The organism is Nitrogeniibacter aestuarii (assembly GCF_017309585.1).
Lineage (GTDB): Bacteria > Pseudomonadota > Gammaproteobacteria > Burkholderiales > Rhodocyclaceae > Nitrogeniibacter > Nitrogeniibacter aestuarii.
In genome coordinates this window covers 3034313-3047928 of record NZ_CP071321.1, presented here as the reverse complement: position 1 = coordinate 3047928, position 13616 = coordinate 3034313, and the positions used below count along the sequence as shown (strand labels likewise).

Genomic DNA, 13616 nt, shown 5'->3' with positions numbered 1-13616 from the left:
TCTCATTCCTTCAAAACCGAGTCTGGAATTCTGATCACCGGCGGCTGGATTTTGTGTACCTTGCCTTTCGAGCGGTCATGCAGCTCGTACTGCTTGCCAGTAACCATGAATACTTCCCTCCCATAGGGATACGGGAGGGTTTCTAATGACTTTCTCGCCGCCGCGATCTTCTTCGTCAGAGCGCGTTTCTGAGTGCGCGAGACGGTGGAATCCTCGGCCAAAGAAGAGCGAACCCATTTGTGACTCATCTGCCGCCCCTTTGTCTTGGTCTCGGGCAGCGTACCGGTTTTCTTCGAGGGGTCGGAGAGTGCGCCTTCGTCTTTCAACTCAACCGTACCACTGGTCGGCAGGTCGGCGCTTATCGGTTTGTCCGGGTCGTAGTCACCGCGTTTGGGATCAAGGATGTCGGCCGTGTCGGTTTTCGTGGCCTCGACTGCAGCGCGATCCTGCTCGCTCATTGCCGCCAGAAAACTGAAGCTGGCCCACGTGCTGCCCTTGGTTTCGCCAACGGTGTATTTTCGGCCACGGTGATTGCCGAACCACAGGTGATCGAAGCCGTGCGAGGCGACGCCAGAGGTTCTGTTGAGCACATCATCGATCTTGCGGTGACGCTCCCATTCTTCGATCAGGCGACCGTGGTTGTTGATCTTGCGAAGCGCCGGGGTCTTTTCGCGGGTGCGATAGTCGACGATGTGTTCGGCCGGCGCGCCCGTGGCCCAGCGGTTCCGCTTGGCCTGCCGGATTTCGGCACTGTTCCTGACGGATCGTTGCGCCGGCAGGTCGCCCGTCTTGTCGCTTGCCTGGTCCTTGCCATGACTCCCACCTTCTTTCCTGGCAGGGGCCAGTTCGCGCTGGGTCGGTTGCACCTCTGCCGTGCTCTTGACCTTCGGACCAGCAAGCATCTCATCGACTGTTTTGCGCAGCTCGCCGATCGCCTCGTTGATTTTCTGCGGCGCGCTTCGCTTGATGTCTTTGAGCGTCCGAGTCAGTTCACGAACCCGCTGACGCCCCAGTGCCCAACTGACCACCCACCCGTCCAGCGCGTCGATGAATCCATCGAGCATTTCGTCGAGCAAGCGACGCGACTCTTTGGCAATGTGGGACCAGTCCAGCTGGCGCAGCATTTTTTCGGGGTCGAAGGCAGCGAATCCGCGCATGGCGTCAAACGCTCGAGCCGCACCGCCGCCCTTGCGAGCCAGGGTCAGCCCCGCTTTGATTGCATCACCGAAGCCGGGAATGCAGCCCACCAGCGTGATGACGAGCTCGACCCAGGCGAACACGCCGGCGCCCGGGGTTGCGAGGGCGATGATGCATCGGATGAGATCTCGAAGGTCAAAGAGTTGCCCCACGACGGGTACGCACCCCAATACCGCGGTGACGATGATTTGAGACGGCGAATCGCCCTTACCGTCCACAAGCCCCAAGAGCCACCCACTGACCGAATCATCTGCTTTTCGAAGTTGTTGAGAGGTGATTTGTGTGGCGGCGCTCACAGTTCGGCCTCCTCGTCGCCTGCGGGCTGTTGCGGGTGATCGACTCGATAGTCGCCAGCGGCCGGGTTGTCTTCTCCAGGCAGCGTGTAGTCGGTGTAGGCGCCGTATTCTAGCGAGGCAGATTCATCGTCCATTGCGGCAATTTCGTCGTCAAAGAAATAGTCTTCGCGGTGCGCCTGCTCGGCTTCGGAAAACTGCGCCCACAGGGCCAGCGCGTCTTCTTTTGTTCGGGGCTTGGCCCCGGCAATGGGGTTGTTCATGAGGGGGACAAAGTGCTCTGGCTCAACTCGGACATCCTCGCCGTACTCGACTCGTGCGGCGTAGGGTGGCGGGTTTTCGATGTGGGCTTTCCCGTTGGCATCCAAGGTGCCGCTCATGACGGACCCGTCTTCAAAGATCAGTTTGTAAGGCGCGTTCTTGACGGGTGCCAAGTTGTGATAGGTGAATTCAAGATCAATGCTGTCAGTGACTTCGGTCAATCCGGCTGGCAAGGCTTGTGGGTTAGCTGACAGACTCCCCGGCCCCACAAACGCATTCCCACTGCCCTTGACCGAGAACGTCCCCGGGCAGGCAAAGGTGATGTCCCCGCCCTTGAGCGTGACGGAACTCTGCCCGGCCTTGAGCACGATGCTGTCCTTGGCCTGGATGTGGATCTCGTCGTTCGAGCTGGTGATGGTCACCGAGTCGTCGGCGAGGATTTCCATCTCGTCGGTGTGGGCCTGGAGGGTGTGGGTGCCGGCGGCGGCGATGGATTTGATGCCGCCCGCGTGGGTGTAGAGGCTGGCCGCTTCGCCGGCGGTGGCGGAGAAGGTCTTGGCGCTGGCGATGTGCAGGTCTTCCTGCGCGGTGGCGTGCAGGTTCTGGCTGGCGAAGAGAATGCTGCTGGCGGGGGTCGAGAGGCCGATGTCGTCCGGCCCTTCGGTGACGATATAGGGCTTGGCGAAGCGTTCGGTGGGCTCGCCCAGAGTTCGGCTGCCGGGTTGGGCTTTCTTTGCTTCCTGCCCGCCGATGCTGCCCTCGAATTTGCCCTCTTTCTGTGGATCGAGCCCGTCGATGAATGCCGTTTGTTGCTTGTTGGCCTTGAGGCCGAGGGCACCGGATGCGCTGGCCGCGTCATTGAGCGATTGGGCGCTCTGCTCGGCCGCGCGCAGTTGGCCGACAGCTTCGGCCACATCCATCTGGGTGCTGGTGGCGTTCTGGCGGGCGGTGGTGCTGATGAGCATGCCTTCGCCGGCACGCACGGCCAGCCAGCCGTCGGTGCGTAGCTCAAAGCCGGTGCCGCGCCAGGGCCCGCGATGGGCGCTGTCCAGGCGCTGATCCACCAGGTGGCCCAGGCCCAGCTGGGCGTCGGTTTCGCTGGTGGCCAGACGGGTGCGCAACTGGCCCGGGGCGTCGTCGGTGAGCCACTGATTGGTGCCGGCGCCCTTGCCTTCGTGGTTGTGGCTGTGCCAGCCCGAGACGGTGCCGGGGTGGTTGGCGCCTGAATCGACGCCGGCCGAGAACGGGGGCAGGTCGGCGCCGTTGTAGCACTGACCGACCACGATGGGCCGGTCGATATCGCCATCGACGAAGTCCACCAGCACTTCGGTGCCGATGCGCGGCAGGAAGTGGCTGCCCCAGTTGGGGCCGGCCAGCCATTCGGCCACCCGCACCCAGGTGCCTGAGGTGGCGTCACCCGGGGCGTTGCCCTCGGTGGCGGCCGGCCCGGTGTCGTTGAGGCCGCCCGCGTTGGGCGCCTCGCCGCGCTGCCAGGGGTATTGAATCTTGATGCGGTGGTCGCGATCGGTGGTCAGTGCCGCCTCCGGGTGGCCCACCACCAGCGCCACCTGCTGGCTGACCCGGGGGCGTGCCATGGGCGCGGGCACCACCGGGGCGTCCGCGCGCTGGACCACGAAGCGGTTGCGGTAGGTGCCTTGCTCCAGCTCGGTGTTGCCCAGCAACTGCGCCGCTTCGGCGCCCAGGTTGTTGGCTCCGTGGTGCTCGACACTGAGCAGGCGCAAGCGGGCGTCGTCGCCTTGGTAGTGATCATGCTGGGTGAGGGTGAAGAGCGTGCCCTCGGCCATCTGGCGCACGGCGCCTTCGCCGGCAATGCGGTGGTGTTCGGATTCGAAGGCCGCGAGCATGAGATCGGTGCGCAGCTGGGCGGCGGCAGTGTCTTCGAAGCGATAGGCGCTGGCGCCTTCGTAGATTTCCAGCGTGGGCAGCTCGCCCATGGCCAGCGGGCTGGTCGCCTGGGCGGCGGTGGCGGTGAGTTTCCTGTAGTCCCAGCTGCTGCGGGTGACCGCATTGGGCACCACCTGGCGAATGTCGCGCAGCACATTGATGCTGTCCTCGAATTCGGGGCCGTCATTGCGATGGAAGCGCATGGTGGGCTGGAGACTGTCGGGTGCCTCGGCGTCGCGGTCGAAGATGACCAGCTTGTGGCGGGCATGGGAGGCCGATGCATCGTCGCTGGCCGTGGTGCTCTGGTCGTGCTCGAAGCGCCACGACAGGCCCTCTTCGGCGAGCAGACGGCGCAGGAAATCGAAATCGGTTTCGCGGTACTGGGTGATGCGGCTGTACTGGCGCAGGGGCTGGGTCACATCGGCGCGCCAGTCGGCCATGACATAGTCGCCGAACATCTCTTCGGCGATGCCGAGCACGTCCTTGTCCTGGAACTGGAAGCAGTCGCGGCGCTGGGCACAGAAGGCCAGCCAGGGTTCGACCACCAGCCGGTAGCGGGCCAGCCCACCGTCGGCCCCCAGGTTCATGGCTTCGGTCACATAGCCATGCCAGTTGCGCAGGCTGCCGTCGGCCTGCAGCAGGCGCAAGGTGACTTCCTCACCCAGCAGTTGCTTCAGTTCAAAGTGCGCGTTGCCCGACAGGCAGTCCACCTCGAAGCGAAACAGTTCGCTGATCGCTTCCCGGCCCGTGAGGCGTTCGACCACCAGGGCGGACTCGGGAAGTGCGGTCTCGATGTGGAGGAGACGGGCGTGCTGGGAGAGGTGCGCGGTGAAGAGGGCTCGGAGGGAGGGCATGAACGCAACCCGGCAGAAATGACGTTGAAGTATATCCGTGCAGCCACTAATTATTCAATCTGCATCTACTGCATTGTTGTCGTCTGCGCGCGAAATCAAAGGCAGGGGCGCGCATTCGACGACGAAAGCCTTTGGGCGCCCCTTTAGGTGGCCTTGCGGCCGTCTCTGTGGGTGCGGCTGAACGACAGCAACGGCCGCTCTCTCGCCGTTGAGAGCGCTTCCCCATCCAACGACCGCTTACGAGAAGTCTCGAACTTGCACCTTTCGGCCAAGAAGGGCTAATGAGCGAACTCGATACCCGCTAAGCCACACTGCGTGGATGCGTTTCATGCAAAAAGACCGCCCGCGCCCGGGCGGTCTTTTTTTCGGCTGGCAAGCATCGCTGTCGAATGGCGTCACCGACCGGGGCGGGGGGGTATCCGCGAGCACGTCATGTGCCTGTGGCCCCCGTGCCCGTCGCGTTCAGGTATTCGTAAGCTTCGGGAAAGCCTCTCGTAAGCCCTCCAAACGTACATTGCCGCATGCGGTCGCAGGTGCGCCGCGGGTCATGCTTTGGAGGAGACAACAAGATGACAACAAGAGAGGGTGGCGCGGCTTACTGGAAGGCCACGCTGGGTCTGTTGTGGACGGTGATGGCGATCTGGGCCGTGGTGTCGTTCGGCGCCGGCATCGTGATGGCCGACGCGCTCAACAGCATCCATATCGGTGGTTACAAACTGGGTTTCTGGTTTGCCCAGCAGGGTTCGATCTATGTGTTCGTGGTGCTGATCTTCTGGTACGCGGCGCGCATGAACAAGATCGATCGCGAACACGACGTGCACGAAGACTGAGGCGACGACCATGGATCTGAAAACCCTGACGTTTATCGTCGTTGGCCTGTCTTTTGCGCTGTACATCGGCGTGGCCATCTGGGCACGTGCGGGCAGCACGTCCGACTTCTACGTGGCCGGTGGCGGTGTGCACCCGGTCGTCAACGGGATGGCCACGGCAGCCGACTGGATGTCCGCCGCCTCCTTCATCTCCATGGCAGGCCTGATCGCCTTCCTGGGCTATGGCGGTTCGGTGTATCTCATGGGCTGGACCGGCGGTTATGTGCTGCTGGCGGTGCTGCTGGCCCCGTACCTGCGCAAGTTCGGCAAGTTCACGGTGCCCCAGTTCATCGGTGACCGTTACTACTCGAACACGGCGCGCCTGGTGGCGGTGATCTGCCTGATCTTCATCTCCTTCACCTATGTGGCCGGTCAGATGCGCGGTGTCGGTATCGTGTTCTCGCGCTTCCTGGAAGTGGACATCGTCACCGGTCTGCTGGTGGGGATGGGCCTGGTGTTCTTCTACGCCGTGCTCGGCGGCATGAAGGGCGTGACCTACACCCAGGTGGCGCAGTACTGCGTGCTGATCTTCGCCTACATGGTGCCGGCGATCTTCATTTCCCTGAACCTGACCGGCAATCCGGTGCCGCAGCTGGGCCTGGGGGGTTCGATCGAGACGGGCGAGCCGTTCCTGAACAAGCTCGATGCCGTGGTGACCGATCTGGGCTTCCTGGAATACACCAAGGGCAACAAGTCGCTCATCGACGTGATCGCCATCACCCTGGCGCTGATGGCCGGTACCGCTGGTCTGCCCCACGTGATCGTGCGCTTCTTCACCGTGCCCAAGGTGCGTGATGCGCGCTCCTCGGCCGGTTGGGCGCTGGTGTTCATCGCCATCCTCTACACCACGGCACCGGCCGTGGGCGCCATGGCCCGCTTCAACCTGCACACCACGGTCAACAGCGGCTTGGTGTCGGGTGATGCCTTCGCGCCGGAAGCCGCCCTGCAGTACGAGGCGCGCCCCGACTGGATGAAGCGCTGGGAAGCGACCAAGCTGATCAAGTTCGAAGACAAGAACGGCGACGGCCGCATCCAGTACTACAACGACAAGTCCACCGATACCGCCTTTCTGGCCAAAGCCGAAGCGGCCGGCTGGAAGGGCAGCGAACTGGACGTGGATCGGGACATCATGGTGCTGGCGAACCCCGAGATCGCCAAGCTGCCGGACTGGGTGATTGCCCTGGTGGCCGCCGGTGGTATCGCCGCCGCCCTGTCGACCGCGGCCGGCCTGCTGCTGGTGATTTCCGCCGCCATCTCGCATGACCTGCTCAAGAGCATCCTGATGCCGGACATGTCCGAGAAGGCCGAGCTGGCCACCGGTCGTGTGGCAGCCGCCGTGGCGGTGTGCGTGGCCGGTTATCTGGGCTACAACCCGCCGGGCTTCGTGGCGCAGGTGGTGGCCTTCGCGTTCGGTCTGGCGTGCGCCTCGCTGTTCCCGACCATCCTGCTGGGCATCTTCTCCAAGACGATGAACAAGGAAGGCGCGATCGTGGGCATGCTCACGGGCCTGATCTTCACCTTTGGCTACATCCTGTACTTCAAGGGCATCTTCATCACCCCGATGGCGGAAAACGTGCCGGCCAACTGGCTGTTCGGCATCTCGCCGGAAGGTATCGGTGTTGTTGGTGCGCTGCTGAACTTCGGTGTGGCGTTCCTGGTGTCGAAAGTCACCGCCCCGTGCCCGGATCACATCCAGCACATGGTCGAAGACATCCGCACCCCACGCGGTGCCGGCGCTGCCACGGGTCACTGACCTCCGGCCGCGTTGCCCAAAGCTCCCGCCTCGGCGGGAGCTTTTTTCTTTCCGGCACGCCGTACCGGGCCGGACACGAATACACTGCTTGCTGCGCGCAACAGGCGCGTTCCGGAGGGCGTTGTGCGAGTCATCCTCATTGAAGACGACGTGGACCTGGCTCAGGGCGTTGCCGACTTCTTGCGTGAGTCCGGCGATACGGTGGATGTGGAGCACGACGGCCGTGCCGCGCTCGCTCGCCTGCAGGCCCAGCGCTATGACCTGGCGCTGGTGGACGTGGGCCTGCCCGGGGTGTCGGGCTACGAGCTGGTGCGCAGCATTCGCGCCGGACGCGAGCCCATGGCGATCATCCTCATCACCGCGCGCGATGCCTTGTCGGACCGGATCTACGGGCTCGATCTGGGCGCCGACGACTATCTGCCCAAACCTTTCGAATTGTCTGAGCTGCACGCGCGCATGCGCGCCGTGCTCAGGCGCAGCGGCCACCAGAGCCCGCGCATGATCAGCTTCGGCCCCTTGCGGCTCGACCTGGACGATCACACCGTGACCCTGCAGGGTGAGGCGATGACACTCACCGGCCGCGAGTGGGATCTGCTCGAAGCGCTCATGCGCGCCGGGGGCCGTTCGGTGCCCAAGGACCGCTTGCTGGCCGAGGGTTCGAGCAACGCGGTGGAGGTGTACATTTCGCGCCTGCGCCCCCGGTTGGAGGCCGCTGGCGTGCGCATTCGCAGCATTCGCGGTTTCGGTTACCGGCTCGAATGCCCGGACGCCACCCCTTGAACCGCAGCCTGCGCCGTCGCCTCACGCTGGGCGTGCTCGGTCCGGCGCTGCTGGTGCTGGCCGGCATTCTGGTGGCCTACCGGATCGCCGAGCGTGTGGTGGGCGACGCCTACGATGCCAGTCTGCTCAACCTGGCCGAAGGCACGGCCAACCATGTGCGCCTCATCGACGGGCAGCTTGCGCTCGCGTTCCCGGATGAGGCGGAGCAACTGCTGCGCACCGACCGGGTCGATCGCATCTTCTTCCGGGTACGTAGCGACGCCGGACAATGGATCGCCGGTGACCGTGGTCTGCCGCCACCAGAGCCGCCGGACGGTGAAGGGGGGGCCTCGTTCTACGAGGTGATCTATCGCGATGTGGCCGTCCGCGGCGTGCGCATTCATCGCATCCACGAAGGGCAGGGGTTTTTCGTCACCGTGGCCGAAACCCGGCACAAGCGCGCTCAGGCCCTCGAATGGCTGCTGTTCGGTTTTGGCGCTGTGCTGATCTTTGCCTCGCTGGCGGTGTTCTGGATCGTGCGCTTTGTCATTCCCACCAGCCTGCGGCCCTTGCGCCAGCTCGAGCAGACCCTGGCGGCGCGCGGTGCGGACGATCTGTCGGCCATCGATCCGGCAGGTGTGCCCCGCGAGGTGCGCGGCGTGGTGGGGGCGCTCAATGCCATGTTTGCCCGGCGGGACGCGGCCGGGGCGGCGCAGCGCGACTTTCTGCAGAATGCCGCCCACGAGTTGCGCACGCCGCTGGCGGCCCTGCAGGTGCAGATCGAGCGTCTGGGCCCGTCACCGTCTGCCGACGAGGTGGCGCGACTCAGCGAACGGGTGCAACGCACCACACGCCTGGCCAATCAGTTGCTTTCCCTGGCCCGTGTGGATGCCATGGGGCAGTGGGCGGGAGGCGATACCCCGGTGGCGCTGGACACCCTGATCGATGAGCAGGTCGAAGAGTGGCTGCGGCGCGCGGATGCACGTGGCATCGATCTGGGGATCGAGCGCGACCCAGCGTGCGTGGCGGGTGAGCCGACACTGCTGCGCGAATTGCTCTCCAATCTGGTCGATAACGCGCTCAAGTACGCGCCGGCGGGGGGCCGCGTCTCTGTGCGCTGCCGGACCGATGCCGCGACGGTGCGCATCGAGGTCGAGGACAACGGGCCCGGTATTCCGCCGGAATGGCGCGAGAAGGCCTTCGAGCGCTTCGCCCGCATGCCCGGTTCGGCAGTACCCGGCAGTGGGCTGGGGCTGGCCATCGTGCGCGAGATCGTGCGTGCACATGGCGGCCAGGTGGTGCTCGACACCTCATCGGCCGGCGGTGGATTACTCGTTCGTGTGAGGTTGCCGGCAGTCGTAATCGCTTAAGAATTCCCTAAGCTTTGGTGGTCAGACTGGGTGCCATCCTATGAGAGGAGGGCATCATGAACACGCAAGCATCGCAACCCGTCCGGGTTTTCGACCCACTGCTGCGCATCACCCACTGGTGGATCGTGCTGGCCATTGTGGCCTTGATCGGCACCAGCCAGCTGGCCGAGTTTTTCGAACATGACACCACCGCCGAATTGTTGTGGTCCTGGCATATCGTCAGTGGCTACGCGCTGGCCGCCGGCCTGGCGGTGCGTCTGCTGTGGGGGCTGGTGGGTCCGGCCAGCGCCCGCTGGACCGATCTGTGGCATCCGCGCGCCTGGAAGGGGCTGCTGAATCTTCGCTGGCCGCGCGCGCGACGCGGGCACGATGCGGCGGCATCGCTGGCGTTCATCGGTTTCTATCTTCTGGTCGCCATGATGGTGCTGACCGGCTTCGGCCTGGCGGCCACCGAGTTCCAGACCGGCCCGATGGCCTCGCTGCTGGGCGGCATGAAGCAGCTCGAAGAGCTGTTTGAAGAGCCGCACGAGGTGGGTTTTGCGCTCATTCTCGGCTTCATTGGCCTGCATCTGGCGGCGATTGCCTTTCACCACTGGCGTGGCGAGCGCGTGGCCCAGGCCATGATCAACGGCAAACAGTTCGTGAGCGACGAGGCGGAGGTGAGCCATGGCTAAGCAATGGAGTGCACCGGTGCTGCTGACCCTGTCGATGCTGGGGGCGCCAGCGGTGCTGGCGGCGACGCCGGAATCGCTGGTGGCGGCCTACGCGGCCCAGGCGGGCGTGCCGGTCGAATCGATCGATGTTGCTGTGGGCGAGGCCCTGTTTCGCCAGGGCGGCGGCAGCGAGAAACAGTGCTCGAGCTGTCACACGCAGGACCCGCGCGCTGCCGGCAGAACCAAGGTGGGGAAACGCATCGAGCCGATGGCACCTGCCGCCAATCCGCAGCGCTTCACCGATGAAAAGAAGGTGGAGAAGTGGTTTGGCCGCAACTGCAAGGACGTACTGGCGCGCGAATGCACGCCGCTTGAAAAGGCCAGCCTGATTGCGTGGCTGGCGGGTCTGGATCGGGAGGGAAAATGAACATGGCGATACGTGGCATTCTGGTGGTGTCCCTGGTGACAGCCGCCACCGCAATCAGCTTCAGCTGGCCGGGTGCATTGGCCAGCGGGGGAGACAAGGAAAAGCGGGCCTGGCCCGCCGTGCGTGACGAGGCCTGGGTGAGCGAGTGCGGCGCCTGTCATGTGCCCTATCCACCGCGGCTGCTGCCGGCGGCCTCATGGGACCGGGTCATGGACGGGCTGGCCGATCACTTTGGCGAGAACGCCGAGCTGGCCCCCGAGACCAGCGAGCGTATTCGCAGCTACCTCAAGGCCCATGCGTCCGGTGCGCGTGGCATTGGCTGGCGCTATGATGACGATGACAAACGAGCGAACGGCGCCGGGAATGCGGCGCCACTGCGCATCACGGAAACCCGCTGGTTCCGCCATGAACACGACGAGATCAGCGCGCGTGTGTGGGCGCGTGAAGCGGTCGGTTCGCCGGCCAACTGTGGTGCCTGTCACCGTGGGGCCGACAAGGGTGAATTCAATGAACATCGCATCAAGATTCCCAAGTGAGGGGCGATGAGACTGCTGGTGGTTGAGGACGACCCGATGCTCGGCGACGGCCTGTGTGTGGGTCTGCGCGAGGCCGGATTCGTGGTCGACTGGGTGCGGGACGGCAAGTCCGCCGACGCGGCCTTGAGTGCCGGTGAATTTGCCGCGGTGGTGCTCGACCTGGGGCTGCCCGGGCTCGATGGTCGCGAGGTGCTGACACGCCGGCGCAATGCCGGCGATCGCACCCCGGTGCTGGTGCTGACGGCGCGCGACCAGGTGCGCGACAAGGTCGATGCCCTCGATCTGGGGGCAGACGATTATCTGGTCAAACCTTTCGATCTGGATGAACTCGGTGCGCGCTTGCGCGCACTGCTGCGGCGTGCCGGCGGGCAAGCCTCTGCCATGATCACCGCCGACGGCGTGGCCTTGGACCCCGCCGCCCGCACGGTCAGCCTCCAGGGTGTGCCGGTGCTGCTGACCGGCAAGGAGTTCGACGTGCTCGAACTGCTCATGCGCCAGCAGGGGCGGGTGGTCACCCGTCGCCAGCTCGACGAGCAGCTCTACAGCTGGGATTCGGACGTAGAGAGCAATGCCCTCGAAGTGCACATTCATCATCTGCGCAAGAAACTGGGCAGCACGCTGATCCGCACGGTGCGCGGCGTGGGCTACACCATCGGGAGCGATGCCTGATGGCGGGCAAGACCTATTCCTTGCGCCATCGGCTGATCGGCATTCTGGTGGTGGTGGTCGGTGTGCTGTGGATCAGCTCCGGGGTCATGGCCTACCGGACCGCCCATCACGAGGCCGACGAGGTGTTCGATGCCCAGCTCGTCCAGGTGGCCGAAACGCTGGTCACCCTGGCCACGCTCAGCGAGGTGGAGCATGTGGCGCATGAGATGGCCGAGCACTCGATGCGATATGACCTGCCACTGCGCTATCAGGTGTGGTCAAAAGACGACGGGAAGATCCGCCTGCTGTTGCGCTCGCCCGACGCACCCCGACAGCCCATGGTGTCGCACACCGGCTTTTCCCAGCAGAAGGACGGCAAAGGCACGCTGTGGCGCTACTACGGCTATGCCGAGGAAGAGCACGGGTATTTCGTGGTGGTCGGGCAGAATCATTCGGCACGCGAAGAGGTCGCCACCGAACTGGCGTTGCACCTGCTGCTGCCCATGATCGTGGGCTTGCCCTTGATGGCGCTGGGCGTGTGGTGGGCCGTGGGGCGGGCGCTCAGTCCGCTGCAGGCGACCGCCACCACCGTGGGCAACATGTCGCCCGATGCGCTTGAGCCCGTGGCTCGCGATACCCGCCTGCCCAGCGAGATCGAGCCTCTGGTCGGGGCGATCAACCGGCTGCTGGTGCGCATCCATGACGCCATGGAGAACGAGCGCCGCTTTACCGCCGACGCCGCTCATGAACTCCGTACGCCGCTGGCGGCGCTCAAGGTGCAGGCACAGGTGGCCGCCCGGACCGCCGACGAACAGGCTCGGCGACGTGCGCTCGATCAGGTTGGCGCCGCGGTCGATCGAATGACCCATCTGGTCGAGCAGCTGCTGACGCTGGCCCGGCTGCAGCCCGAAGCGGCGGCGGGGGAGTGCAGCCCGGTGGATCTGGCCGTGGTGGCCGAGCAGGTTTGCGCCGAGATTGCACCGGCGATTCTCGCGCGCCAGCAGGAACTCGATCTGGATGCCCGTTCCACCAAGGTGTGCGGCAATCCGGTCTGGCTGGAGGTACTGGTGCGAAATCTGGTGGATAACGCCATGCGCTACACCCCGGCCGGTGGGCACATTCAGGTGAACGTGTCGGTGGTCATGGGCCGGGCGACGGTGGCCGTGATCGACGATGGCCCCGGCATGGTCGAAGCCGAGCGCCAGTCGCTGACCGCGCGTTTTGCCCGAGGCAGTGGCGCGCAGGGTGAGAGCGAGGGCGTGGGGCTGGGCTTGTCCATCGTGCAGCGGGTGGTGTCGCTCCACGGGGGCGAACTGGAATTCACGGACGGACTCAAGCGCGAAGGGGGTTGCGGCCTCGGGGTGGTGGTCCGTTTGCCGGAGGTCCGTGAGGCCCCATGAGTGCTGGATGAACAAAGGCCACCCCGTGGCGGCCGCGTGCGTCGGTCAGGCGTGAATTTGCCGGCGGTCTTCCGGCGCCGGCGCTCGACCGGTCCGGCGTCGGTGTGCATGGCGCATGCTGACGCGCCAGACATGAAAAAGCCCGCCAGTAAGGCGGGCTTTGTGCCGGCTTGATCGGCGTCCCTGTCAGGCGCTGATATCTCCGGCGATGTAGCTGGAGAGCTGCTGGATGGTGGCCTCGTGCTCGGCAATGACCGCCTTGACCACGTCACCGATGGTGATGATGCCCATCAGCTTGCCGTCAGACACGACCGGCACGTGGCGGAAGCGGTTGGCGGTCATCATGCCCATGACTTCGTCGATGGTGTTCTTCGGCGTGACCGTGCTCACGTTGGCGGTCATCAGGTCGCCCACGCGCGTGTCCTTGGACGAAAGGCCCTTGATGGCGACCTTGCGGGCATAGTCACGCTCGGTGAAGATGCCGACCAGGGCTTCGTTCTCCAGCACAAGAAGGCCACCGACGTCATTCTTGGCCATCAACTCGAGCGCTTCCATGACAGTTGCGTCCGGGCTGACTGAGAAAATGCCGCTGCCTTTCTGGTCAATCACTTGCTGAACAGTGGTACTCATCAAACGTCTCCCTCCGGGGTTCAATTTTCGCCGGCCGTCCGTCGACGGTCCGGTACCGCGT

12 protein-coding genes are annotated in these 13616 nt (G+C 64.7%); 9 read left to right on the top strand and 3 right to left on the bottom strand.

Annotation, left to right across the window (positions count from 1 at the left end; translation table 11 throughout):
- Positions 1-2: 2 nt before the first annotated feature.
- Positions 3-1493 (bottom strand): hypothetical protein, encoded by a 1491-nt coding sequence (locus tag J0W34_RS14190; protein WP_227818334.1) that lies wholly within the window; start codon positions 1491-1493, stop codon positions 3-5.
- Positions 1490-4510, bottom strand: a complete 3021-nt coding sequence (locus J0W34_RS14185) for a type VI secretion system Vgr family protein (protein ID WP_230969215.1) — start codon at positions 4508-4510, stop codon at positions 1490-1492. Before J0W34_RS14185 ends, J0W34_RS14190 begins: the two co-directional genes overlap by 4 nt.
- Positions 4511-5079: 569 nt before the next feature.
- Between J0W34_RS14185 and J0W34_RS14180 the strand changes: the two genes are divergently transcribed.
- The 9 genes from J0W34_RS14180 to J0W34_RS14140 all read left to right on the top strand — a co-directional run bounded on the left by J0W34_RS14180 (position 5080) and on the right by J0W34_RS14140 (position 12925).
- Positions 5080-5340: a DUF4212 domain-containing protein gene (locus J0W34_RS14180; RefSeq protein WP_230969214.1), complete on the top strand. Its 261-nt coding sequence runs from the start codon at positions 5080-5082 to the stop codon at positions 5338-5340.
- 10 nt (positions 5341-5350) lie between these two features.
- Complete coding sequence (locus tag J0W34_RS14175; RefSeq protein WP_227818293.1) at positions 5351-7132, top strand: sodium:solute symporter family protein; 1782 nt, start codon at positions 5351-5353, stop codon at positions 7130-7132.
- Positions 7133-7255: 123 nt separating this feature from the next.
- Positions 7256-7912 (top strand): response regulator transcription factor, encoded by a 657-nt coding sequence (locus J0W34_RS14170; RefSeq protein ID WP_230969213.1) that lies wholly within the window; start codon positions 7256-7258, stop codon positions 7910-7912.
- Positions 7909-9261: a sensor histidine kinase gene (locus J0W34_RS14165; RefSeq protein WP_230969212.1), complete on the top strand. Its 1353-nt coding sequence runs from the start codon at positions 7909-7911 to the stop codon at positions 9259-9261. The genes J0W34_RS14170 and J0W34_RS14165 overlap by 4 nt, the downstream gene beginning before the upstream one ends.
- 56 nt (positions 9262-9317) lie before the next feature.
- Complete coding sequence (locus J0W34_RS14160) at positions 9318-9935, top strand: cytochrome b/b6 domain-containing protein (RefSeq protein ID WP_227818296.1); 618 nt, start codon at positions 9318-9320, stop codon at positions 9933-9935.
- Positions 9928-10341, top strand: coding sequence for a DUF1924 domain-containing protein (locus J0W34_RS14155; protein ID WP_230969211.1), 414 nt, complete (start codon positions 9928-9930; stop codon positions 10339-10341). Before J0W34_RS14160 ends, J0W34_RS14155 begins: the two co-directional genes overlap by 8 nt.
- Positions 10338-10877, top strand: coding sequence for a diheme cytochrome c (locus J0W34_RS14150; protein ID WP_230969210.1), 540 nt, complete (start codon positions 10338-10340; stop codon positions 10875-10877). The genes J0W34_RS14155 and J0W34_RS14150 overlap by 4 nt, the downstream gene beginning before the upstream one ends.
- Positions 10878-10883: 6 nt before the next feature.
- Positions 10884-11546, top strand: coding sequence for a winged helix-turn-helix domain-containing protein (locus tag J0W34_RS14145; protein ID WP_230969209.1), 663 nt, complete (start codon positions 10884-10886; stop codon positions 11544-11546).
- Entirely contained in the window at positions 11546-12925 is a 1380-nt protein-coding gene (locus J0W34_RS14140; protein WP_230969208.1) for an ATP-binding protein, read from the top strand. The genes J0W34_RS14145 and J0W34_RS14140 overlap by 1 nt, the downstream gene beginning before the upstream one ends.
- 186 nt (positions 12926-13111) lie before the next feature.
- Here J0W34_RS14140 and J0W34_RS14135 read toward each other — a convergent pair whose 3' ends face one another.
- Positions 13112-13555, bottom strand: coding sequence for a CBS domain-containing protein (locus J0W34_RS14135; protein ID WP_230969207.1), 444 nt, complete (start codon positions 13553-13555; stop codon positions 13112-13114).
- Positions 13556-13616: the final 61 nt, after the last annotated feature.

Excerpts from the sequence above, each read along its gene's own strand:
- J0W34_RS14185 (WP_230969215.1), bottom strand. The coding sequence starts at position 4,510 with ATGCCCTCCCTCCGAGCCCTCTTCACCGCGCACCTCTCCCAGCACGCC.
- J0W34_RS14180 (WP_230969214.1), top strand. The coding sequence starts at position 5,080 with ATGACAACAAGAGAGGGTGGCGCGGCTTACTGGAAGGCCACGCTGGGT.
- J0W34_RS14175 (WP_227818293.1), top strand. The coding sequence starts at position 5,351 with ATGGATCTGAAAACCCTGACGTTTATCGTCGTTGGCCTGTCTTTTGCG.
- J0W34_RS14160 (WP_227818296.1), top strand. The coding sequence starts at position 9,318 with ATGAACACGCAAGCATCGCAACCCGTCCGGGTTTTCGACCCACTGCTG.
- J0W34_RS14155 (WP_230969211.1), top strand. The coding sequence starts at position 9,928 with ATGGCTAAGCAATGGAGTGCACCGGTGCTGCTGACCCTGTCGATGCTG.
- J0W34_RS14150 (WP_230969210.1), top strand. The coding sequence starts at position 10,338 with ATGAACATGGCGATACGTGGCATTCTGGTGGTGTCCCTGGTGACAGCC.
- J0W34_RS14145 (WP_230969209.1), top strand. The coding sequence starts at position 10,884 with ATGAGACTGCTGGTGGTTGAGGACGACCCGATGCTCGGCGACGGCCTG.
- J0W34_RS14140 (WP_230969208.1), top strand. The coding sequence starts at position 11,546 with ATGGCGGGCAAGACCTATTCCTTGCGCCATCGGCTGATCGGCATTCTG.
- J0W34_RS14135 (WP_230969207.1), bottom strand. The coding sequence starts at position 13,555 with ATGAGTACCACTGTTCAGCAAGTGATTGACCAGAAAGGCAGCGGCATT.